At 54.1% G+C, this 21,284-nt stretch carries 21 protein-coding genes, 1 tRNA gene, 1 pseudogene and 1 other annotated feature; of the genes and pseudogenes, 10 read left to right on the top strand and 13 right to left on the bottom strand.

Annotated features, from left to right (window positions below; translation table 11 throughout):
• Positions 1 to 70: 70 nt before the first annotated feature.
• The 6 genes and pseudogenes from dnaE to hprK form a co-directional block, all read right to left on the bottom strand.
• Positions 71 to 1,909, bottom strand: a pseudogene (gene dnaE, locus BQ5353_RS00710) (DNA polymerase III subunit alpha); the annotation flags it as partial.
• A complete protein-coding gene (gene whiA, locus BQ5353_RS00715) occupies positions 1,906 to 2,832 on the bottom strand; it encodes a DNA-binding protein WhiA (protein ID WP_054331171.1) in 927 nt (308 codons plus the stop codon). The pseudogene dnaE and the gene whiA, both read right to left, overlap by 4 nt.
• Positions 2,833 to 2,843: 11 nt before the next feature.
• Entirely contained in the window at positions 2,844 to 3,710 is an 867-nt protein-coding gene (gene rapZ / locus BQ5353_RS00720) for an RNase adapter RapZ (protein WP_071427099.1), read from the bottom strand.
• Positions 3,711 to 3,722: 12 nt separating this feature from the next.
• Positions 3,723 to 4,631 (bottom strand): UDP-N-acetylmuramate dehydrogenase, encoded by a 909-nt coding sequence (murB, locus tag BQ5353_RS00725; RefSeq protein WP_054331169.1) that lies wholly within the window; start codon positions 4,629 to 4,631, stop codon positions 3,723 to 3,725.
• A 35-nt stretch (positions 4,632 to 4,666) separates the two neighbouring features.
• Positions 4,667 to 5,392: a phosphatase gene (locus tag BQ5353_RS00730; protein WP_071427100.1), complete on the bottom strand. Its 726-nt coding sequence runs from the start codon at positions 5,390 to 5,392 to the stop codon at positions 4,667 to 4,669.
• A 66-nt stretch (positions 5,393 to 5,458) separates the two neighbouring features.
• Complete coding sequence (gene hprK / locus BQ5353_RS00735) at positions 5,459 to 6,412, bottom strand: HPr(Ser) kinase/phosphatase (protein ID WP_054331167.1); 954 nt, start codon at positions 6,410 to 6,412, stop codon at positions 5,459 to 5,461.
• A gap of 424 nt (positions 6,413 to 6,836) precedes the next feature.
• On the opposite strand from hprK, the gene BQ5353_RS00740 reads away from it, so the two are divergent.
• The gene (locus tag BQ5353_RS00740) at positions 6,837 to 8,003 is read left to right on the top strand and encodes a glycosyltransferase (RefSeq protein WP_071427101.1); all 1,167 of its coding nucleotides are present in this window, start codon (positions 6,837 to 6,839) and stop codon (positions 8,001 to 8,003) included.
• A gap of 128 nt (positions 8,004 to 8,131) precedes the next feature.
• Here BQ5353_RS00740 and rpsR read toward each other — a convergent pair whose 3' ends face one another.
• From rpsR to BQ5353_RS00765, 5 genes are all read right to left on the bottom strand, one after another.
• Complete coding sequence (gene rpsR, locus BQ5353_RS12305; protein WP_074026288.1) at positions 8,132 to 8,380, bottom strand: 30S ribosomal protein S18; 249 nt, start codon at positions 8,378 to 8,380, stop codon at positions 8,132 to 8,134.
• 37 nt (positions 8,381 to 8,417) lie between these two features.
• On the bottom strand, positions 8,418 to 8,879 hold the full coding sequence (locus BQ5353_RS00750; protein ID WP_071427103.1) for a single-stranded DNA-binding protein: 462 nt from the start codon (positions 8,877 to 8,879) through the stop codon (positions 8,418 to 8,420).
• 15 nt (positions 8,880 to 8,894) lie between these two features.
• Positions 8,895 to 9,185 carry a 30S ribosomal protein S6 gene (rpsF, locus tag BQ5353_RS00755; RefSeq protein ID WP_054331163.1) on the bottom strand — a complete coding sequence of 97 codons (291 nt, stop codon included), beginning with the start codon at positions 9,183 to 9,185 and terminating at the stop codon, positions 8,895 to 8,897.
• Positions 9,186 to 9,350: 165 nt separating this feature from the next.
• A complete protein-coding gene (gene galU / locus BQ5353_RS00760; RefSeq protein ID WP_174884167.1) occupies positions 9,351 to 10,223 on the bottom strand; it encodes a UTP--glucose-1-phosphate uridylyltransferase GalU in 873 nt (290 codons plus the stop codon).
• A gap of 21 nt (positions 10,224 to 10,244) precedes the next feature.
• Positions 10,245 to 11,177 carry an RING finger protein gene (locus BQ5353_RS00765; RefSeq protein WP_054331161.1) on the bottom strand — a complete coding sequence of 311 codons (933 nt, stop codon included), beginning with the start codon at positions 11,175 to 11,177 and terminating at the stop codon, positions 10,245 to 10,247.
• Positions 11,178 to 11,407: 230 nt separating this feature from the next.
• Here BQ5353_RS00765 and prfB point away from each other — a divergent pair, with 230 nt between their 5' ends.
• Positions 11,408 to 12,559 (top strand): peptide chain release factor 2, encoded by a 1,152-nt coding sequence (gene prfB / locus BQ5353_RS00770; protein WP_054331160.1) that lies wholly within the window; start codon positions 11,408 to 11,410, stop codon positions 12,557 to 12,559.
• 120 nt (positions 12,560 to 12,679) lie between these two features.
• On the opposite strand, the gene BQ5353_RS00775 is transcribed toward prfB, so the two are convergent.
• Positions 12,680 to 14,296, bottom strand: a complete 1,617-nt coding sequence (locus tag BQ5353_RS00775; RefSeq protein ID WP_054331159.1) for a PASTA domain-containing protein — start codon at positions 14,294 to 14,296, stop codon at positions 12,680 to 12,682.
• 393 nt (positions 14,297 to 14,689) lie between these two features.
• Positions 14,690 to 14,937 (bottom strand) — a binding site (T-box leader).
• Positions 14,938 to 15,190: 253 nt separating this feature from the next.
• Between BQ5353_RS00775 and BQ5353_RS00785 the strand changes: the two genes are divergently transcribed.
• From BQ5353_RS00785 to BQ5353_RS00810, 6 genes are all read left to right on the top strand, one after another.
• Positions 15,191 to 15,526 carry a sporulation initiation factor Spo0A C-terminal domain-containing protein gene (locus tag BQ5353_RS00785; RefSeq protein ID WP_054331157.1) on the top strand — a complete coding sequence of 112 codons (336 nt, stop codon included), beginning with the start codon at positions 15,191 to 15,193 and terminating at the stop codon, positions 15,524 to 15,526.
• A 115-nt stretch (positions 15,527 to 15,641) separates the two neighbouring features.
• A tRNA-Ala gene (locus BQ5353_RS00790) sits at positions 15,642 to 15,717 on the top strand.
• Positions 15,718 to 15,795: 78 nt separating this feature from the next.
• Entirely contained in the window at positions 15,796 to 16,218 is a 423-nt protein-coding gene (locus BQ5353_RS00795; protein WP_054331156.1) for a hypothetical protein, read from the top strand.
• 202 nt (positions 16,219 to 16,420) lie between these two features.
• A complete protein-coding gene (locus tag BQ5353_RS00800) occupies positions 16,421 to 17,350 on the top strand; it encodes a zinc dependent phospholipase C family protein (protein WP_071427105.1) in 930 nt (309 codons plus the stop codon).
• Positions 17,351 to 17,673: 323 nt separating this feature from the next.
• Complete coding sequence (locus BQ5353_RS00805) at positions 17,674 to 18,336, top strand: cysteine hydrolase family protein (protein ID WP_054331153.1); 663 nt, start codon at positions 17,674 to 17,676, stop codon at positions 18,334 to 18,336.
• Positions 18,337 to 18,363: 27 nt separating this feature from the next.
• Complete coding sequence (locus BQ5353_RS00810) at positions 18,364 to 19,824, top strand: nicotinate phosphoribosyltransferase (protein WP_174884165.1); 1,461 nt, start codon at positions 18,364 to 18,366, stop codon at positions 19,822 to 19,824.
• A gap of 153 nt (positions 19,825 to 19,977) precedes the next feature.
• Here the strand turns inward: BQ5353_RS00810 and BQ5353_RS12845 are convergent, their stop codons facing one another.
• On the bottom strand, positions 19,978 to 20,151 hold the full coding sequence (locus tag BQ5353_RS12845) for a hypothetical protein (protein ID WP_153801620.1): 174 nt from the start codon (positions 20,149 to 20,151) through the stop codon (positions 19,978 to 19,980).
• A gap of 142 nt (positions 20,152 to 20,293) precedes the next feature.
• On the opposite strand from BQ5353_RS12845, the gene BQ5353_RS00815 reads away from it, so the two are divergent.
• Positions 20,294 to 20,587, top strand: a complete 294-nt coding sequence (locus BQ5353_RS00815; protein WP_143117114.1) for a DUF2508 family protein — start codon at positions 20,294 to 20,296, stop codon at positions 20,585 to 20,587.
• Positions 20,588 to 20,622: 35 nt separating this feature from the next.
• On the top strand, positions 20,623 to 20,841 hold the full coding sequence (locus tag BQ5353_RS12310; RefSeq protein ID WP_074026289.1) for a pro-sigmaK processing inhibitor BofA family protein: 219 nt from the start codon (positions 20,623 to 20,625) through the stop codon (positions 20,839 to 20,841).
• Positions 20,842 to 21,284 lie beyond the last annotated feature (443 nt).

Raw genomic sequence — 21,284 nt, forward strand, 5'->3', positions numbered from 1 at the left:
TGGATGTCCCGGTGGGTGCAGATCACCCGGGCCCCCGCCCCTTCCAAGTGGCGGTAGAGGGGTTCCGCCNGCTGGATTCGAACTGGAACACACCCTGGGTCTGCCCCAGGGTGAGCATCTCAAACACCTTGCCATCCGCAAGATTGATTTTGTCGATATCAAACCCCGGGTGCTTGCGGCGGATCATCTTTTGGGCGTAGCTGATCACCGTCAGGGTGCGCAGACCCAAGAAGTCCATCTTTAAAAGGCCCAGTTCTTCCAGGGTGGTCATGGGGAACTGGGTGACCACTGCTTCATCGTTTTTTTGCAGGGGGACATAGGTGTCCACCGGGTCCCGGGTGATGACCACCCCCGCCGCATGGGTGGAAGCGTGGCGGGGCATCCCTTCGATGCTGCGGGCAGTGTCGATCAGCTCCTTCACCTGGGGGGAGGTCTCGTACAGCTCTTTGAGGGGCTGGGAGACGGTAAGCGCCTTGTCAATGGTCATGTTCAGCGGCATGCCGGGAATCAGTTTGGCAATGGAGTCCACCTGCTGGTAACTGATGCCCAAAGCCCTGCCCACATCCCGCACCGATCCCTTGGCCGCCATGGTGCCGAAGGTGATGATCTGGGCCACGTGGTCGCTCCCATACTTGGCCACCACATAGTCGATGACTTCCTGGCGGCGCTCGTAGCAGAAATCGATGTCAAAGTCGGGCATGCTGACCCGTTCCGGGTTCAAAAACCTCTCAAACAACAGGTTGTATTTGATGGGGTCGATGCCGGTGATCCCCATGGCGTAGGCGGCGATGCTCCCTGCGCCGGAGCCTCTGCCCGGCCCCACTGGGATACCCTTGCTGCGGGCATAGTTGATGAAGTCCCAGACGATGAGGAAGTAATCCACATACCCCATCTTTTTGATAACCGACATCTCATGCTCCAAGCGCTGGGTCAGCTCAGGCGCCGGGTTATCCCCATACCGGTTTACAAGGCCGGTGCGGCAGAGGTCTTCAAAAAATTCCACATTGTCCCGGCCATCGGGCGCGGTATAGTAGGGGAGCTTGGTATGGCCGAATTCAAATTCCACATTGCAGCGCTCTGCAATAGCCAAAGTGTTGTCCAACGCTTCGGGGATCTCAGGGAACAGCTGTTCCATCTCCTGGCGGGACTTGATGTAAAACTCCTGGGTGGGGAACTCCATATCGGAATCCTCGTCCACCGTGTGGTTGGTCTGGATACAGACCAGCACCTTCTGCATCTGGCTGTCCTCTTTGCGGATGTAATGGGCGTCGTTGGTGGCCACCAGGCCGATGCCGGTCTCCCGGGAGAGGCGGATCAAGTCGGGGAGAATCCTCTTCTGTTCCGGGATGCCGTGGTCCTGGATTTCAATAAAGTAGTTGTCCTTGCCGAAAATCCCTTGGTATTCCAAGGCGACCCGCTTCGCCTCCTGGTAATCGCCAGCCACCAAATTGCGGGGGATCTGCCCCGCCAAACAAGCGGAGAGACAGATGAGCCCCTCACTGTGGCTGCGCAGCAGCTCCAAATCCGCCCGGGGCCGGTTGTAAAACCCATCGATAAACCCTTTGGAAACCAAGGAAATCAGGTTTTGATAGCCGGTGTTGTCCTTACAGAGGAGCACCAGGTGGTAGGGGGAGCTGTCGATCCGGTAGACTTTGTCAAACCGGGTGCGGGGCGCCACATACACCTCACAGCCGATGATGGGTTTGATCCCCAGCTTTTTAGCCTGTTTGTAGAAGTCGATTACCCCATACATCACCCCATGGTCGGTGATGGCCATAGAGGATTGTCCCAGTTCTTTGGCCCGCTCCAGCAGCTTTTCAATACGGCAGGCGCCGTCCAGCAGGCTGTATTCGGTATGTACGTGTAGATGACAAAAATCGGTCACCTGTCCCCCTCCTTTCTTGGTCACTTCCGGGCTGCGGTCTGGATCCGGCGGATCTCATCGGCCAGGGCGCCGATCCGCTTCAAGCGGTGGTTGACTCCGGAGCGGGAGATATTCTCTGACAAGTTTTCCCCCAGTTCCCGCAGGGACATCTCCGGGTTTTGGAGGCGCAGAAAGGCCAGCTCCCGCAGGTCGTCCTCCAAAGCACCTTCCCCCCGCTCCCGCAGGATCAGGTTGATGTCCTCGATCTGCTGCATGGCGGCAGTGACCGTCTTTTCGATGTTGGCCGTCTCGCAGTTGGTCACCCGGTTGACCTTGTTGCGCATGTCTTTATAGATTTTGACCTCCATCAGCTCCAGGGCGGCGGTGCTCGCCCCAATGGTGGCGAGGAGGTCCTCAATGTTTTCGCTCTCTTTGTAATAGACGATCTCCTGCCCCCGGCGCCGGGTCAGCTTGGGCGTGGGCAGAATCAGCCCAATGGCGTCGCACAAAGGCTGGGCCAAGCCGGGAGAAGGCACCACAAATTCCAGGTGGTAACTCTTCTGGGGATCGGTGACATTGCCGCAGGCCAGGAACACCCCGCTCAAAAACGCGGCCAAATCCCCTTCCTCCGCCAAGTTCTCCATTCGGATGCCTTCGGCCCCTTCCCGGTGGCCGAAAAAGGCGAGCACCTTCTCCCGATCCTCCCGGCTGTCCACCGATACGGCAAACACCGAATTCCCAGTGTGCTTGGTCTCCTTGATGGTGATGCTTTCGGTGATGCCGACGAGGTCGGTGATGGCATTGGCATAGAGCTTGGTCACCCGCTTATTCTCAGTGACCAGGCCGATGGCCTCCTCCCCAAAGTGTTTGCCAAACAGCAGAAGCCCGTAGGCCTGGGCTGCCCGCCGAGGGCCCCGAAACGCCTTGCTGCGGTAGATTTCGCTTTTGATTTTATAGGTGAAGGTCATGGTATGCCCCCTTACTGCTGCCGCCGGTGGATGTCCCGGTGGGTGCAGATCCCCCGGGCCCCCGCCCCTTCCAAGTGGCGGTAGAGGTGTTCCGCCAAGGCCACCGAGCGGTGCTGCCCGCCGGTGCAGCCGACAGCGATGGTCAACTGGGTCTTCCCCTCTTCCCGGTACAAGGGCAGCAGGTAATCGATCAGATCGAGCAGCCGGGTGACCAAGCCGCCAGTTTGAGGCTGCTGGAACACATAGTCCCGCACGGACTTCTCCAGGCCGGTGCGGTCCCGCAGCTCGGCGATGTAAAAGGGGTTGGGCAGGCAGCGGACGTCAAACACCAAATCCGCCTCCGCGGGGAGGCCGTACTTGAACCCAAAGGACATGACGCTCACCAAAAGCTTTTGGCTGGTGTCGCTCAAAAACAGGTCTGCGATCTTTTCCTTCAACTGGGCAGTGGAGGAGAGGGAGGTGTCCAGAATGTAATCAGCGTTCTCCCTGGCAAAGCGGAGCAGCTCCCGCTCACTCTTGAGGGCTTCCTCGGTGCTGTCGCACTCCCCGTCCAGCAGGGGATGGCGGCGGCGGGTTTCTTTATAGCGCTTTAAAATTACGCTGTCCTCCGCCTCGATGTATAAAATTTTATAGGTATACCCTCGGGCGGTCAGCTCCGCCAGGCTTTCGGAAAAGGTGCTGAACATCTCCCGGCTTCGGGCATCCACCACAATGGCTACCCGATCCATAGCCTGGGCCGATTGGGAACAGAGCTCGGCGAACTTTAGAATCAGCTTGGGCGGGATGTTGTCCACGCAGAAGAAGCCGATGTCCTCCAAGGCGTCTACCACTTTGGATTTTCCCGAACCGGACAAACCGGTGACGATGACAAGTTCCACAGGGCATCCCTCCTATTGCCAAATTTCCACTTCGCGTTCCAGCTGGTAGCCAGTCTTATCCGCTACAATTTCCTGCACCCGCCGGATCAATTCCAGCATGTCTGCACAGGTGGCGCCTCCGGCGTTGATCAAAAACCCAGCGTGCTTTTCGCTGACCATCGCCCCGCCGACCTGCATCCCTTTGAGTCCGCACTCATCGATGAGCTGGGCAGCATAGGCCCCCTCCGGGCGCTTGAATGTGCTCCCCGCGCTGGGGAATTCCAAGGGTTGCTTCGCCTTGCGGCGGGAGAGGATTTCCTCCATCCGGGTGCGGATCTCCTGCCGGTTCCCGGGGGAAAGGCAAAAGTCCGCCCCGGTGACGATGTACGCCTTTCCACTGTAAAAGCTGTGCCGGTAGGAGAGGTCCAGCGATTTCGCCGGGAACTCCCCCCTCTCCCCTTCCGGGGTGATGTGGCGGGCACAGAGGAGGGCGTCCCTGATCTCGCCCCCGTAGGCCCCGGCGTTCATATACACTGCCCCCCCTACGCTGGCGGGGATGCCATAGGCAAATTCCAGCCCAGTGAGGCTGTGCTCCTGTGCAAATCGGCAGAGCTGGGCAAGGGTGCTGCCCGCCTTGGCGCGGACTGTGTTTTCCCCGATGAGCTCCACCCCGCTAAAAGCCGGCCCCAGGCAGAAAACCACCCCTTTAACCCCGGCGTCGCTGACCAAAAGGTTGGAGCCATTGCCCAACAGATGGACCGGCAGGCCCAACTCCCCTGCAGCCTTGTAAAGGCAAACCAGCTGTTCTTCCGATGTGGGCTGAAGGAAAAACTCCGCCGGGCCCCCAATGCGGAAGGTGGTGTGCCGGCTCATCGGTTCATCTAGAAGGGGGGTGCAGCATTGCTCCTGGCAAATCTGCAAAAAGTGTTCCCGTGTATCCATACTACCTCCCAAAAATTGGAATGGTGCTGTAAAAATTATTGAAAGCGGCCGGTTTTTTCCCGGACCACCTGCAAGAAGCGGTTGTACTCCCCGTTGAGGATCAGTTCCGGCGGGAAACCGATCTCCTCCAACAGAGCCAATGAATTGCCCACCTTTCCAATCGAGGTGACAAAGTGGGCGTCGGAGCTGACCACCACCGGCACCCGGTACTCCTTGCAAAGGAGGGCGATAGAGCGGCAGTTCTCTTTGGAGCCCTGGCGCACCTCAAAGGAGTGGGAATTGATCTCGATGATTTTCCCGTGCTCTTTACAGGCCTTGACTACCATTTCCTGATCAAAATCATAATGGCTGTCCCCGCAGTGTCCCAAGACATCCACCAATGGGTTTTTCGCCACCGCCAGCCAGCCCCGTGTGGCATCCTCCTTGGTGGAGGGGTCGATCACCTGGGTATGGTAAGAGGCGATGACCCAGTCCAACGCGGCCAGATCCTTTTCCGGCAGATCTAGGGTGCCTTCATAATCGCAGATATTGGCCTCCGCTCCCTTCAAAAGGCCCACACCTTCCACCATATCGGGAAGATTCTTTATATTATGAAAATAAAAGCGCCTGGGTGCGTCCTCCATGGCTGGGCCGTGTTCGGTGTAACACAAAAAGGAGAGTCCAATAGCTTTGGCGGCGTGGAGGTTCTCCAGCAAAGTGCTGTAAGCGTGGCCGCTGGCCAAGGCATGGGTGTGGGTGTCCGCAACAAGCTGAAAATCCATGTGTGATGCTTCCTTTCTCTATGTAAAAACAAGGGCCCCACCAAAAGGCCCTTGCTTTTGTTTTTGTTAGAATTGATCCCAGTCGATCAGTTCCCCGCCTTCGGCCATGCCGAGGCGCTGCAAAAGCTCCTGGGCCGCATTGTATCCCATCTTTTTTTGGCGGTGGTTCATCGCCGCGACCTCGATGATGATGGCCAGGTTCCGGCCGGGCTTCACCGGGATGGTGGTGGCAGGGACTTTGATGCCCAAGATCTCGATGTATTCGCTCTCCATCCCCATCCGGTCATAGACCTTGTTTTGGTCCCACTGCTCCAACTGGACAATCATATCCAGCTTTTCCGTCTCCTTGATGGCGCCCATACCAAATATTCTGCGCGCATTGATGATGCCTATACCGCGCAGTTCCAAAAAGTGGCGGATGTTCTCCGGTGAAGAGCCCACCAGGGTGCGGCCGGACACCCGGCGGATCTCCACCGCGTCGTCTGCGATGAGCCGGTGGCCCCGCTTGATCAGCTCGATGGCGGTCTCGCTCTTGCCCACGCCGCTTTCTCCAAAGATCAGGATGCCCTCGCCATAAACCTCCACCAAGACGCCGTGGCGGGTGACCCGGGGGGCCAGCTCTACACACAACTCGGAGATCAGCCCCGAAAGGAAGGAGCAGGTCTCCTCTTCGGTGATCAGCAAGGGGACTTCATATTTCGCTGCCGCGCGGAGCATCCCCGGATAGGGGGTTAATCCCCGGGCCACAATGACCACAGGGGGATGCTGGGCAAAAAAGGCGTCGCAGCGGGCGTTGATAATTTCCACATCGAACTGGTCCAGGTAGACAAATTCGCTTTTGCCCAAAAGCTGCACCCGCTCGTTGTCAAACACATCATAAAATCCGGCGAGCTGCAGCCCCGGGCGGTTGACATCTACGCTGGAAATGAAAATCTCCGACGGGTCCCGGGGAATGTAGGCGATTTGCAGGTTAAAATCCTTGATGATCTTCTCTAGGGAGACCTTATATACACCGCTCATAGTAACCCTCCGCACAGGAACCCCATATGGGGAATCCCTGCAATTTGAATTGTCTAGCCAAAGCCCCCCACAGGGTGGATTCCACCCCTGGTTAACGGGACGGCAAAGAGGAAACAGCTATAAAAATATTATACCTGAATCCGCCCGCAGTTTCAAACCCTATTTTCCTTTTTGAGCGCCCATTTCAGCGGCATCCCCTCCCCGGCAGACATTCTCCTTTTTGGCCCGCCTCCGCGGGAGAACCCGCTACCTTAGACTTTTCACAATCTGTGTTTGCCCAAATGTGACAAAAAGACGACAATCTCTTACATTTTTCTTTCAAGGCTGGAAAATCCGGCAAAATCCCTTTATCATTGTGTTTTTTCATGCTATACTCTAACTGGTTCAAAACAGGTCATAACACAATTACGAGGAGGAGTTTTCTTTGCGCATTGCTCTTTTCACCGAAACTTATCTCCCATATATAAACGGCGTGGTCACCCATGTCAAAATCTTGAAGGAAGGGCTGGAAAAACTGGGCCATGAAGTCCTTATTGTCACTGCGGATGCCAGCGCCCGTCGCCATTATGTAAAGGATGGGGTCCTCCACTGCCCTGGCGCCCGGATCAAGCGGTTTTACAATTACGGCGTCGCCCCGCCCATTAGCCACCGCCGCCTCCAGCTGATCGAGGCATTCCACCCGGATATTATCCACATCCACAATGAATTCGGCATCGGCCTCTCCGGCGTGATGGCCGCCAAGATGCTGAAAGTTCCACTGGTGTATACCTTACACACCATGTATGACGATTACCTGTACTATATCTCCCCCCGCCCCCTGTTGGGCGTCACCAAACGGTTGAGCCACCGGTATTTCAAATTCCTGGCTAAAAACGCTTCCGCCCTCACCGGCCCCTCTAAAAAATGCGAGGAGTATTTCCATGAGGTCGGTGTATACAAGCCGGTCACTGTGGTGCCCAACCCGGTGGAGTTGGACATGTTCATGCCGGAAAACATCAGCGAAGCAGACAAAACCGCCTTCCGCAAGCGGTACAATATTGACGATGATGTGATGATTGCGTGTTTCGTGGGCCGGCTGGGCCGGGAAAAAAGCGTGGATGTGCTGCTGGAATACTGGGCCAAGACTATGACCCCCCAGGACCGGATTCACCTCATTGTCATCGGCGACGGCCCCTGCAAAGAGGAATTGGAGGAACAGGCGAAGGAACTGGGCATCTCGGAGATGGTCACCTTCACCGGGGCGATCCAGCACGACGAGCTTCCCCCCTACCTCGCCTCCTGTGACATCTACATCACCGCATCCCTGTCGGACACTAACTCCATCTCCATGCTGGAGGGGATGGCCACCGGTCTGCCGGTGCTCCAGCGGCTGGATCCCCTTAATGAGGACCAGGTCCGCAACGGGGTCAACGGTTATGTGTTCAACTCCCCGGAAGAGATGGCCGCCCGGCTGCGGTATGTCAAAAACATGAGCCCAGAGCAGCTTGCTATCCTCAAAAAGTCGGTTACCCACTCGGTGATGCACAGCGGCGCAGAGGACCTGGCCAACTACATGCTGACTATTTACCACAAACTGTATGAAAAAGCGTAGTTTTTGTTGTTCGTTGCCACAAAGGCCGCCGGATATTTGTCTGGCGGCCTTTGTGCTGCTAAAAAATTCATATGAAAATAAAAAAGAGACGCCCTAGGGCGTCTCTTTTTTATTTTGGAAAGCCAAAATTAGTCGCTGATGTAAGGCAGCAGGGCCAGATGACGGGCGCGCTTGATGGCCACAGTCAGCTGACGCTGGTGGCGGGCGCAGGTACCGGTCACTCTGCGGGGAACGATTTTTGCTCTCTCGCTCAAGTATCTTCTCAGGCGGGGAACATCTTTGTAGTCGATATTCTCAATGCGGTCAACGCAGAACTGGCATACTTTTTTTCTGCCCTTTCTGGGGCCACGTCTTTCGCTTCTTTCAGTTCTTTCCACGGTACAAACCTCCTTATGAAATGATGTAGTTACAAAATTAGAACGGCAGATCGTCGTCGTCCTCGATTTCCTGGAAATCCCCTATCGAGCCGCTGGTGTAAGACACCCCAGGCTGTGTGGAAGGAGCCACAGGAGAAGGCGCCGGAGCGCCATAGGACGGCATTGCGCCAGATGCGGCATTTTTGCTCTCAACAAAGCTAACAGCGTCGGCTACCACTTCAAATGCGGTGCGCTTGTTGCCTTCTTTATCGGTGTAGCTGCGGGTTTGGATAGAGCCGTCAATGCCGATAGCATTCCCTTTTCGGAAATACTTGGCCACGAACTCAGCCTGTCCCCTCCAAGCCACGATGTTGATAAAGTCGGTCTGGCGCTCCCCGTTTTTGGAAGAGTAAGGCCGATTGATGGCGATGCTGAACGAGCAGACAGAAACGCCGTTGGGGGTCTGTTTCAGTTCGGGGTCAGCAGTCAGACGGCCGACCAAAATTGCTTTATTCAGCACAATTACACCACCTTACTATTTCGCAATGATCATGGAGCGAAGAACACCGTCGGTAATTTTGTAAATACGGTCGAGCTCTGCAGGGAAAGCGACACCGCTGGTGAAATCGATGAGCACATAATGGCCTTCGGTCTCGTCCTCGATCGGGTAAGCGAGTCTGCGTTTGCCCCATTCCTCGATGTTGTTGATTGTACCGTTGTCGCTGATCAGAGTTTTGAACTTTTCGGTCAGCGCAGCGATGCCCTCTTCACCAACCTTGGTGTTGAAGATCACAACTGTCTCATAGTTTCCGGTTGTTTTTGGCATTTTGACACCTCCTTTTGGACGTTAGGCCCGGCCGGTTGGTCCGGGCAAGGGATGCCGCGTCAGAATAACACGGCAACAGCAAAATTATAGCAGTCAGCAAGCCTTTTGTCAAGGTTTTTCACTAATCGCACAAAAATTCTTTTTAAAATTCAGCAGGTTGCGGGGCTATAGGGACTTTGAGAGCTCCAAAAGGTATTGGTGGAACTCCTCCCCAATTTCCGGATGTTTCAGGCCCACTTCTACAATAGCCTGGAGGACACCCAGCTTGTTGCCCATGTCGTACCGCTTACCGGAGTATTCCACCCCGATCATCCCCTCCCGCTGGGCCAGGACCCGCATAGCATCGGTCAGCTGGATCTCCCCGCCGGCGCCGGGCTTGGTATTCTCCAGCACCGAAAAGATGGCGGCGGGCAGCACGCAGCGCCCCAAGATAGCGTAGTTGGTGATGACCTCCTCCGGCTTGGGCTTCTCGATCATATCCCGAACCTGGAAAATCCCCTCCCGCAATTGGGTGGCATCCAAAGAGCAATATTTGTGGATCAATTCCAGGGGCACCGGTTTGATTCCCACCGTCCCCAGGCCGAACTCCTCAAATGCGTCGCACAGCTCCCGGGTGGCAGGCTTCTCCTTGGGGATAATCACATCGTCCCCATAGAGGACGGCAAATGGTTCGTCTCCCACAAAGCTCCTGGCACAGTAAACCGCGTGGCCCAGGCCCTTGGTCTCCTTCTGGCGCAGGTATTGGATGTTGCAAAGGTTGGCGATATCCACCACTTGGTTGTACAAGTCGGTTTTGCCCGAGGCCAACAGGCGGCTCTCCAGCTCTGGGGAACGGTCAAAATGGTCTTCCAGGGTGGTCTTCCCACGGCTGGTGATGATCAAAATATCCTCAATGCCGGACGCCACCGCCTCTTCCACAATATACTGGATGGCGGGCTTGTCTACAATGGGGAGCATCTCTTTGGGCACAGCCTTAGAGGCGGGCAGGACGCGGGTTCCCAACCCCGCTGCGGGAATGACTGCTTTTTTAATTTTCATAATTTCAAATTCCTCCGTCCCTTACAAGATAGAAATGATGTTGTTGGTGATGGCAAAGGAGATGGCGAAGTACAAAAAGATCATCCAGCACAGCACCAGGAGGACCATGGTCATATTGGTCCTTCCCCGGGTGGCGATGCCGGTGAGGCAGGCAGGGCTCCCCTCCCCAAACTCCTCCTTGGTCTTGCGGATCACCTTTTGGGCGTGGTTGAGGTAGAGCTTGTTGGCAAACATCCCCAGGGTTAGGGAAAGGGCCATCTGCCCAATGCGGATATACTGCTGGATGCTGCTCATCTGGATCATCAATTCCTCATTATAGGGGATCACCTGCCCGGTGATTGACTGGAGGAAGAGTTTCATGTATTCATTGGTGAATACCACGCTGGGGATCATGGTGACCATCGAAACCAGCATCAGAACCCCGCCGACCAAATACATCTTGCGGTAAAAAAAGTAGAAAAAGTTGAGGAAAAAAGCGGACCAGTTCCAGGAAAAAGAGGATTTTCGCTGGTGGATCGCCTGGAACCGGGGCAGGAAGAACTGGGCGTTGGGCCCGACAAACATCGCTAGTTCCTCCATACTCGCATCGCCAATGGTGGCATTTTTGTGGATGGGCCCCACCCCGGGGATGTAATAGCTCCCCCCAGGGGATGGCTGCTCCTGCCGGGGCGGCAGGTCCAGCCGTTGCCCGCAGTTGATGCAGAAGGGCTCATCTGCCGGAGTCTGTGCGCCACAGGTATTGCAGATCACCAGGGCGGGGTTGTCCCCCTGCTTGCCCTTGGGTGGCTGCCAGGCCTCGCCCAGGGCGTGGCGCTCTTCCAACGCACAGTGACCCAGCTTTTCATAACACTCCCGATGATGAGGCGCGCCGCAAACCGGGCAGACGACGATGTCATCCCCCTCCTCAAACAGCCGCCCGCAGGCCGCACAGGGAATGCCGGTATATTTTCCCAATAGGATCACTCCTTAACACTCATATAAAATAGGGGGCATCCTCCCAATTGGGACGAAATTCTCCCCGCTATTTAATCTATTATATAGTATCCGCCCCAAAAAACCAAGAGCAGATTTGTAAATAAACCGTTTTCTCAGAGAATCCACGGGGATGGTACTTTACAATGGGCGGTGTTCTCATCTATAATAAATTAGATACACCCGTGGAAACACGAAGAAGGAAGGATATCATGCTACAAAACGATTATGTCCTGCTGCTGGATGAACTGCGGCTTAAACTGCTGGACGTCAAGCCGCAGATAGATGACCTGGCCGACGCCATCGGCCTGAATCCCCTCAAGGAAGAGTTGTCCCAGCTGGAGGGGCAGACAGCCCAGGAGGGGTTCTGGAACGACCTTGCCGGCACCCAAAAGATTCTGCAGCGGATCAGCCGGATCAAGGATGAAATCTCCTCTTACCAAAAATTGGCCTCCGCCTACGAAGACGTGATGACCTTGGTGGAGCTGGGGATGGATTCCCCGGAGGAATCCGAGGCCACCTTTGAGGAGGCCAAACTGGAATACAACGCCCTGATGGACGAGCTGGAGACCAAAAAACTGGCCACCCTTCTCAAAGGGGAGTACGACGGCAACAACGCCATCCTGGCCTTCCACGCAGGGGCCGGCGGCTTGGAGGCCCAGGACTGGGCCCAGATGCTCTACCGGATGTACACCCGCTGGGCGGAGCGCCACGGCTACAAATGCAAGGTGCTGGATTACCTCAGCGGCGAGGAAGGCGGGGTCAAAAGCGCCTCCATCCTCATTGAGGGGGAAAACGCCTACGGATTTTTGAAATCTGAGGCCGGGGTCCACCGTCTGGTGCGGATCTCCCCCTTTGATTCCTCCGGCCGGAGACACACCTCTTTCGCCTCCTTGGAGGTGATGCCGGAGATCACCGACGAGGACAACGAAATCGTCATCAACGACGCCGACCTGAAGATCGACACCTACCGCTCCGGCGGGGCGGGAGGCCAGCACGTCAACAAGACGGAATCGGCCATCCGCATTACCCATATTCCCACCGGGGTAGTTGTGGCCTGTCAAAACGAGCGCAGCCAGCACCAGAACCGGGAGGTCGCCATGAAAATGCTCAAATCCAAGCTGATTGAGATCAAGGAGCGGGCCCACCTGGAGCGGATCGAGGACATCAAGGGGGAGCAGAAAGACATTGGTTTCGGCAATCAGATCCGCTCGTATGTGTTCATGCCCTACACCCTGGTCAAAGACCACCGAACTGGTTTTGAGAGCGGCAACATCACCGCAGTGATGGACGGGGACATCGACGGCTTTATCAATGCCTACTTAAAGGCGGAGAGCCTGGGCCATCTGCTGGAAAACGAATAAGATCAGGGCTTTGGGAATGTGGAGCGCGGGATCGTGTGTAATTCCCGTTTCGCCGCCAAAGGGAACCCTCTTCCAATACAACGCCAAAAGCCCCGCAGCATAGCTGCGGGGCTTTTTCATTTATTCCGATTGGGAAGCAGCGGAAGAGCTTCCCTCCACACGGGTGCCCTCCGTGTCCTCCGCCTCTTCCACCTTTTTGGTGTAGAGGAAAACCACATCTTGGCTTTTATCCAAAGGCTCGCCGGGCAGGATGCTGGTTTTGGAAACCAGGCCGGGCTCCAGGGAATCGTCCACCACTTCCAGCACCTGGTACCGGATCCCCTGCTGGGAGAGCGCCTTGGTGGCAAAGCTCAGCTTGCTTCCCACAATGTCCGGCATATCCACCACCTGAGGACCTTCGCTCACCGTCAGGATAATCACTCCACGGTGGATCATCTTTGCCCCCTCGGGGGTGGACTGTTCCACCACAACCCCTGCAGGATATGAAGAATCATACCGGCTGGTAGTGCGCAGTTCAAACCGAGATTGGTACTCTGCATTGGTCATGACTGCTTCTATGTACTGCCCCACAAATTTGGGGACTGTAGTATCTACCTGGGAGGAGGATACCTCCGGCTGGGAGGGCTCGCCGCCAAAGTGAAACAATTCTGGGAACATCCCCCGAGCCACGGCGATGAGGGCCACCACCAGAATCGCTACAAGAGCAGCCATCAGCCCCAACATGGTCTTTTTCCCCACCCGGGGAGCAGGCTTAGACGGTTCTGGCTCCGCAACCTCTTTGATCCTTTCGCTGTCAAACACTGCGGTGTTGGTGTTCTCCGACTCCAGCAAGGCAGCGGTCAGCTCCTCCACCGTCTCCATCCGGAAATCAGGGCTGAGCATCATAGCGGCGCTGATGGCGTCGGATACGCTCTCCGGCACCCGGGCGTTGAGGTCGCTGGCTGGGGCCAAATTGTCTTTTACCATCCGGGAAGGAGCCTCCGGCGGCATGGTCCCAGTGAGCATTTTGTATAGCACTGCCGCCAGGGCATATACATCGGTAAAGGTGCCAGGCCAGCCGTTTTCCTCATACTGTTCCGGGGCCGAGTAACCGGGGCAGAGGTCCGGGACAAGCTCCCCCTTCATCCGGGCGGCCGCAATGGCCAAGCCCCAGAGCCAGGGCCGGCCCTGGTCGTCCAGGAGGATGTTGTCCGGACAGATCCCCCGGTGGAGATAGCCTTTTTTGTGCAGGTCGGAGACCGTCCGGCACAAGGGCATAAAGATCTTTTTGGCATCTGGCCAGGTCAATTCCCCGCCGTTTTGTCTTAAGTACTCGGTCAGGGTCACCGTTTTAAGCAACCGGTACACCCCATATACCGTTTTATGGGCAGAAATCAGGTCGATCAGCGGGACCAGCATCTCCCCCCCGCCCATTTTCTGGAGCCCTTTGCACAGGTCTTCAAAATCGGATTTTAACGATTTGAAGGGCATTTCACAGCCTGGCTTGGGCTCAATGCTGCCATCCGCTTGGTTGCGGGTACACAAACCCTGGGGCATGTATTCTTTGATCCAGACCCGGATGTTCTCCTGTTGGTCAAAACCAATATACACTGGGCCGTCGCAGCAGGCAGCACGCACAACGCCTACCAAATAGCGGTCGCACAAAACCTCCCCCGGGGCCAAGAAATCCAGCCGGTGGGGCGCGCCGCTGCGATAAGAACAATGGCTACAGCTGCCGTCCGGGTTCAGCGGAGACATACATCCCATGCAGAGTTTGTGTTGATTTGTTGCCATCTGGAATTCATCACGCTCCCAGCCGCGAGGATGGCGCGGCCTAAAATCTCATTCCATTATAATACCTGTTTTCAAGAAGAGATGCAAGTCCCCCCGGGGATTCCGTGGGCCTTTTGGCCTCTTTTGCAGAATTCCTTTCCCAAAAGCCCCCGCTTTTGGCTGGGTTCCCTGCTGCTTGCAGCGTGTTTCCAGGTGGGGGACACCTTTTTCCGCACAGGCGCCCCCTTTTTGAATGCGGCCGCATCCTGTTTCCGGTCAGGCAAGGCGCTGATCACACGCCTTGAGAACAAACTCCCCTCGGTGAGAAGGCCCGTCTGCCCTTGCTTTGGGAAACAAAAAAAGCCTCCGCCTTCTCATAAAGAAGACGAAAGCCCCAAACTTCCGCGGTACCACTTCCAGTTGCACAATTCTGTGCCGCTCTGCCATGTCTTGCCCTAGGCGCAACATGTTTCCCCTTTAACGGTGGGATTCCGTCCGAGCCTACTTTTGTATTCGGTCGACCGCTCAGGGGCCAGTTCAAGCCGTCTTCCCGCTGCCGCCTTTCAGCCAGTGGCGGCTCTCTGTGAGCGTTCCGAAGCCCTACTACTCCCCATCCTAGCGTTTGATTGGATGAAGTTGTTCTTTTTTCAGGATACCAGCAAACGGCTGGCTTGTCAAGGGCCAGCCTATGAAAAAGGAGGAATGGCCGTTTCCGTAGGATTTAAAAAGATATTATTTTGACGAATTTTATCTAATTATGTCAATAAAACAAGACAAATTACTAGACAATGCCATGTAAAATTGTCCCCTTTTTTACGATGATTTTATGGGGGATTCCCATCCCAACCGCATTACTTGGATCAGAAAGGACAACCGTGGATGAAGACAACTCAACAACTGCTCTACCAAATTGGCTGCCAGGCCACTAAGATCGGTTTTAAACATTTGCATCTCGCTCTGGATTTATCCCTCTCCATGGATACTTTCCCGTACCGTGGCCTAACCACCTGTCTTTACCCAGAGGTAGCCAAACAATGCAAAACCACATCTTCCGCTATCAGCCGCTCCATCGCCCGCACTACCGAAGATCTGTGGCAGCATGGGAATCGGGCCCTTTTGGAGGAGATCGCAGGGCGCAAACTGCCTCAGAAGCCCCAACCCTCGGAACTTCTCTACTATTTGGATGCCTATTGCCGGGAGCGGATCAAGAGCTAACCGCTCCGCCCTCTGTAGTCAGAGGGGAACCATCCTTTTTTCATTTTTTTGCAAAAAATGCAGAAAAATAGTTGACAAGCCCATAGCGGTCTGTTATAATTTATTTCGTCGTCACGGGGGCGTAGCTCACTTGGGAGAGCGCTTGAATGGCATTCAAGAGGTAGTCGGTTCGATCCCGATCGTCTCCACCATATTGATAAGACCTGAATCTTTTGCCAAAGGGCGATGGATTCGGGTTTTTTGTTATCTGCCGAAGGAGGAAGAATCTCATGAAAACAACCTGGTTCCGTTGGTTTCTCCCCGTGTACCCTCTCTTTTTATCCCTGCTTCTCCCCTTGGCGGATTCCATGCTGGCCAAACAGCTGCAGCGCCACACATATACTGGCCTCACCGCAGTCCTTCTGCTTGGCTATCTCCTCTATGCCCTGCTGTTCGGGTTTTTCATTCTGGCTTTCTCCTTACATCGGGAAGAGACCCCACGCCTGTGGGCGGCAGTAGGGCTTGGAGAGCTGCTTTTCTTTGCAGCGGTGCCCTTTGTCCCGCCGCTGTACCGCCTGCTGCGCCAACTCTCCCCTGCATTATTTGGCGCCTATTTTGGGAGCGTTACCACCCATCTTTACCGGTTTCTGCCCAATATCATGCTGTATGCAGTGCTTCTGTATCCACGCCGAAACCTGCCAAATAACAACTAATGCATCGGGGCCTGTATGGCCCCTTTTTTATCGGGTTCCGAAGATCTTGCGTCTCTGGGCGGAGTCCCCCTTCTATATGCCGAATTTGTTCTGCACAAATTTTTCGCCCAATGGGTTTGATAAAATGGCAAAATAGTAGTAAACTTAGTTTAGAGAATTTTTACTGGTTCAATCCCCTGGATTGGAAAGGCTGGTGACAAATATGCCTTCGTTTATCACCCATCATTTATTTGGCAAGGATCTGGCTATTTTATTGGAGGGCCGGTCTGCAGAGCTGATCAAACAGCACCCCATCCCCTACCACTGGGGGCTGCAAGGGCCGGATATTTTCTTTTTCCATCGGATTTTTTCCGGGAGGAAGAGTTCCCTCCCCCAATATGGCACCATATTGCACACCCAGAAAACCGACCAGCTGTTCCAGGTCATGGCCCAGGAGATTTCCGCTTACTCCGGCAGGTTGGAATTTGACGAGCTCCTAGCCTATTACATCGGGTTTATCGGCCACTACTGCCTGGATTGTTCCGCCCACCCCTATGTCTACAGCAAACAGGTAGAACTACAGAAGCGGCTCTCCCCCAAACATTGGCGCGGCCTCCACCACCGGATTGAAAGCGACATCGATTCCTCCCTCTACCGGCTGAAGGAACACCGGCCGGTTAACACCTTCCCGGTAAAGCGAAACTACCGGATCGATGACCGGTTTGCCCTCTCTCTCGCCATTGTGTACCACAAGGTTCTGAGCTCCCTATATGGGCTGAACATCAAGCCGGAGGAGCTGCGGCGCTCCCTGGGCGATGCAGTTCGCGCTTTCACCATTGAAGTGGAACCCACCGGGTTCCTCTTCCGTTCGGTGACCCGCGCAGCGGAAAAGGTCTCCGGTCAAGGGGAACTGCTGTCCGCCTTCCTGAAAAAGCCTGGCGCCTCCTTCTCCATCCTAAACCGTGAGCACCACGGGTGGTCTTCCGCCGACAAGCCAGAACTGCGGCGTTTTGACAGCTTCCTAGACCTTTACTACTCAGCCCTGTTTGAGGCCAAGCGGATGACTTTGGCCGCTGTCAAGGCGGTCACCCAGGGCAGGGAGTTTGTTCCGAAGGGCCTTATCTCTTTTGACGCTGGGTCCTTGCGGAAATAACGTTTTGTGAATTTAATATCATCTTGGAACTACTGTCCATCCCCTGGGATTTGTGTTAAAATGGTTGCAAAGCAGATGCCAGGGGATATTTTTTATGCCTTTCGTTGCAATCCTATAAGGAATGGCCAATGGGCGCACAAGAATGAGGCCCATTGCCGCTCTTTCCAGCGGCTTCCCCACAATGGGAGGAACCGGCCAAACAGCTGGATGCAACGACCCGCTGTGTTTATCAACTGTGTTTTATCCCCACCGGTGGCCGCAATACATCTGGCTGAGCCCCACCGAAGGAGCTGGGCAGATGAACTATGCAGGAGGAGACAAGTATGAAGGAACAACTCGACCAACAGACTTTTTTGGAACAATCCACCTCTCATCTCCAAGAGATGCTCAGCTCATTGGATCATTTGGGCAGCCTCTCCTTGGCGGAACTGCCCCGGGAATCCACTTTGGTCGCTGTAGTGGATTTAAACCGGGGCTTTGCCAAACAGGGGGCTCTGTACTCTCCCCGCACCGAGGAGCTCCTCCCCGGCGCGGCCGCCTTTGTGGACCGCTGCATCGCCGGGCGGTACTCCATCCTCCCCTACACCGACTGCCATACGGCGGATTCCCCAGAACTTGCCAGCTATCCGCCCCACTGCCTCATGGGCACAGAAGAACCCCTGCTGGCCCCGGAACTCTCCCGGCTGGAGGCAATGGCCCGGCCCAAAAACTCCACCAACGCCTATCTGGCTGATCCGGAGCTCTTCCAGGCCCCCCAGGTCACCCATGTGGTGATTTTGGGCTGCTGCACCGACATCTGCATTTACCAACTGGCGGTCACCCTGACCGCCTATTACAACCAGCACAACCGCAAAGTGGAGGTGATTGTCCCGGTGAACCTGGTGGATACCTACGATGGCCCCGGCCATCCTGCGGACCTGTGCAACCTGATGGCCCTCTACAGCATGCGGCAGAATGGAGTAACCCTCGTCCGCACCATCGACTAACCAAAACTAAAAAGGAGATTGGGTGTTATGACACGCATTGTGGATCTGAAACGGAATTTAAGCCTTCTCACCGATTTTTATGAGCTGACTATGTCCAACGGCTATTTTCTAAATGGAATGCGGGATCGGGTCGCTGTCTTTGATATGTTTTTCCGCACTGTGCCGGACAACGGCGGCTTTGCCATCTTCGCTGGCCTAGAACAGCTGGTGGAATACCTGGAAAACCTTTCTTTCAGTGAGGAGGATATCGAATACCTACGGGAGCAGGGGCAGTTCTCCGACGCCTTTCTGGAGTATCTGGCCAACTTTGAATTCGCCTGCGACATCTGGGCCCCCAAAGAGGGTACCCCCATCTTCCCCGGCGAACCGGTGGTAGTGGTCAAAGGCCCGTTGATCCAAACCCAGCTGGTGGAAACCATGGTCCTTTTGACCATCAACCACCAATCCCTTATCGCCACCAAAACCAACCGGATGATCCGGGCAGCCGGCGGCCGGGCAATTTTTGAATTCGGTTCTCGCCGCGCTCAAGGGTATGATGCTGCGGTGCTGGGCGCCCGGGCCTCTTACATTGGCGGATGTGCCGCCACCGCCTGTGTGCTGGCCGGCAGGCGGTATGGCATCCCGGTGGTGGGAACGATGGCCCACAGCTGGGTCCAATCCTTTGACAGCGAATACGAAGCCTTTAAAAGCTATGCAGAACTCTATCCAGACAGTTGCACCCTATTGGTTGACACATACAATGTGATCAAATCTGGTGTTCCCAACGCCATCCGGGTATTTAATGAGGTACTCCTTCCCAAAGGCTTCCGCCCCAAAGGAATCCGCATCGACAGCGGCGATATTGCCTACCTCTCCAAACGGGCCCGCGCCATGTTGGATGAAGCCGGTTTCGCTGATGTAAAGATCACCGCTTCCAATTCCTTAGATGAATACCTGATCCGCGATCTGATTTTACAGGGCGCTAAAGTGGATCTGTTCGGCGTAGGCGAAAATTTAATCACCAGCAAATCCGCTCCTGTTTTCGGCGGTGTTTACAAACTGGCTGCGGTCCAGGAGCAGGAAGGCGGGGAGTTCATTCCCAAAATTAAAGTGAGCGAAAGTGTAGAGAAAATTACCACCCCTGGATTCAAACGGCTGTATCGGTTATATGACAAAGAAAACGGCAAGGCACTCGCCGATTATATCACCCTCTATGATGAAACAGTAGACGACAGTAAGCCGTTGGCTATCTTTGACCAGCATGCCCCTTGGAAGAAACAGACCCTAGAGAATTATGTCTCCCGCCCCTTACTGGAGCCGATCTTCTCCAAAGGCAAACTTGTATATACCCTCCCCTCGTTGGATGAGGTGAAAGCCTACTGTACAGAGCAGGTCAACACCCTGTGGGATGAGGTGACCCGGTTTGAAAACCCCCATACGTACTATGTGGACCTTTCGCAGAAACTGTGGGATATGAAATACAATCTGCTGGAGGAGATTTCCCTTTAAATAGAATAAAGGTTTATCTTATAGGATTCACACAAATGCAGACTGGAGCTGTTCTACGAACAGCTCCAGTCTGCATTTGGTTTATAGTAGTTTTCAATTATGTTTTTCCTTATAATGTTTTAGCTAAACAGAAATCGCTTTCATAAATTTGTTTCAGCCTTCAAACTGATTTTTCTCCGGCACAATTTCAAAGCACCCCTGTGCTTTGCAGGAAGAATCCATGCAGTCCATTGGTTGCGGGCAATTCCTTTTTTCCGGCATTTTAACTGGAACAATTCTCTTTTTAGAAGGGCAATATCGGTCTGCCATACCCCTGCGGTTTTCCATCTGTAAATCCCCCTTTCTTTCCCTATTAGCATTTACAGAGAAAGGGCAGCTATTCCAAACGGGAATCTTCTATAGTGAATAAATATTGGAATATTTGTCCATCCTTCCAACATACATATTCCATGGAAAGGTGGTCGTCACATTGGAAAAACTGGCGGAACGCTTGCAAAGCTGCTTAAAAAGGAAGAAAAACACACCTCCATCTCCCGACCCCTTATTGTTGGAGATCCGGGAGCTGGTCTCACAGATGGACGCGGTGCGAAGCTTGTTTGATCTGACCAGCGACCCCAATCTGGTGGAGGGCCTCATCCATGAAATGAACGCCCTTAACAGTCGGTATAGCTACCTTATGCTGCAAGCAAGGGAGAAAAATTTGGTCTGTGTGTATCAGCCAGATGATCTGTTTCAAGAAAGGGTGTATGGAAAATTGGGGTAGATAAAATTATTTATGTAATCTTAGGCTGTTGTGCCTTGTTTATGCTGAGCCTTTATCTAAAAAGCGGGCGATTTTGGCGATGTCTATTTTTCTCTGCCGGGACAGGAATTGCAGGGCTTCTGGCAGTAATGGCAATCGGTGCTTTCACCACCCCACTGCTGGGCATGAGCCCGTTTTCTTTGGCAGTGTCAACTGTATTTGGTTTGCCAGGCGTCGTTGGTTTGTTGATGCTCAATTTGATTTGGATGATTTAAAGCACAATATATGGTATCGAGGAGTATGTAGCTACATACTCCTCTTTTTTGTAGGCAACCCAAACAAATTTAGACCATTTGTCGTTTATTGTCCAATGTCTCAAATAAATTTTATTATTCGATCACGATAGAAATTTTTTGACAAAATTTTGTTACTTTTTTGACTCAAACCATTTACAGATCGGTAAAATGGTTGTAAACTATATGGAGGCGATCCTACCAGCAATCGAGTGATACTTACAACTTTGAGGAGGCTTCTTATGCAACTTTCTACGTTACTATTAATACTCACAACTTGGATTCAATTCTTACTCGGAACTTTAATTTGTTGCAATATCTTACGAGTAGAAATTTCTATTAAAAAAATTGTCTGTGGGACATTACTTACTGGCATAATCAACGCTTTACCTATTTATAATACAAATTTTTCCATGGTACTTATA

This window comes from Merdimmobilis hominis, from assembly GCF_900104615.1.
Lineage (GTDB): Bacteria > Bacillota > Clostridia > Oscillospirales > Ruminococcaceae > Merdimmobilis > Merdimmobilis hominis.

Coding starts and splice junctions, on each gene's coding strand:
- whiA (WP_054331171.1), bottom strand. CDS start 2,832: ATGACCTTCACCTATAAAATCAAAAGCGAAATCTACCGCAGCAAGGCG.
- murB (WP_054331169.1), bottom strand. CDS start 4,631: ATGGATACACGGGAACACTTTTTGCAGATTTGCCAGGAGCAATGCTGC.
- BQ5353_RS00730 (WP_071427100.1), bottom strand. CDS start 5,392: ATGGATTTTCAGCTTGTTGCGGACACCCACACCCATGCCTTGGCCAGC.
- hprK (WP_054331167.1), bottom strand. CDS start 6,412: ATGAGCGGTGTATATAAGGTCTCCCTAGAGAAGATCATCAAGGATTTT.
- rpsF (WP_054331163.1), bottom strand. CDS start 9,185: ATGCCAAAAACAACCGGAAACTATGAGACAGTTGTGATCTTCAACACC.
- galU (WP_174884167.1), bottom strand. CDS start 10,223: ATGAAAATTAAAAAAGCAGTCATTCCCGCAGCGGGGTTGGGAACCCGC.
- prfB (WP_054331160.1), top strand. CDS start 11,408: ATGCTACAAAACGATTATGTCCTGCTGCTGGATGAACTGCGGCTTAAA.
- BQ5353_RS00775 (WP_054331159.1), bottom strand. CDS start 14,296: ATGTCTCCGCTGAACCCGGACGGCAGCTGTAGCCATTGTTCTTATCGC.
- BQ5353_RS00785 (WP_054331157.1), top strand. CDS start 15,191: ATGAAGACAACTCAACAACTGCTCTACCAAATTGGCTGCCAGGCCACT.
- BQ5353_RS00795 (WP_054331156.1), top strand. CDS start 15,796: ATGAAAACAACCTGGTTCCGTTGGTTTCTCCCCGTGTACCCTCTCTTT.
- BQ5353_RS00800 (WP_071427105.1), top strand. CDS start 16,421: ATGCCTTCGTTTATCACCCATCATTTATTTGGCAAGGATCTGGCTATT.
- BQ5353_RS00805 (WP_054331153.1), top strand. CDS start 17,674: ATGAAGGAACAACTCGACCAACAGACTTTTTTGGAACAATCCACCTCT.
- BQ5353_RS00810 (WP_174884165.1), top strand. CDS start 18,364: ATGACACGCATTGTGGATCTGAAACGGAATTTAAGCCTTCTCACCGAT.
- BQ5353_RS12845 (WP_153801620.1), bottom strand. CDS start 20,151: ATGGAAAACCGCAGGGGTATGGCAGACCGATATTGCCCTTCTAAAAAG.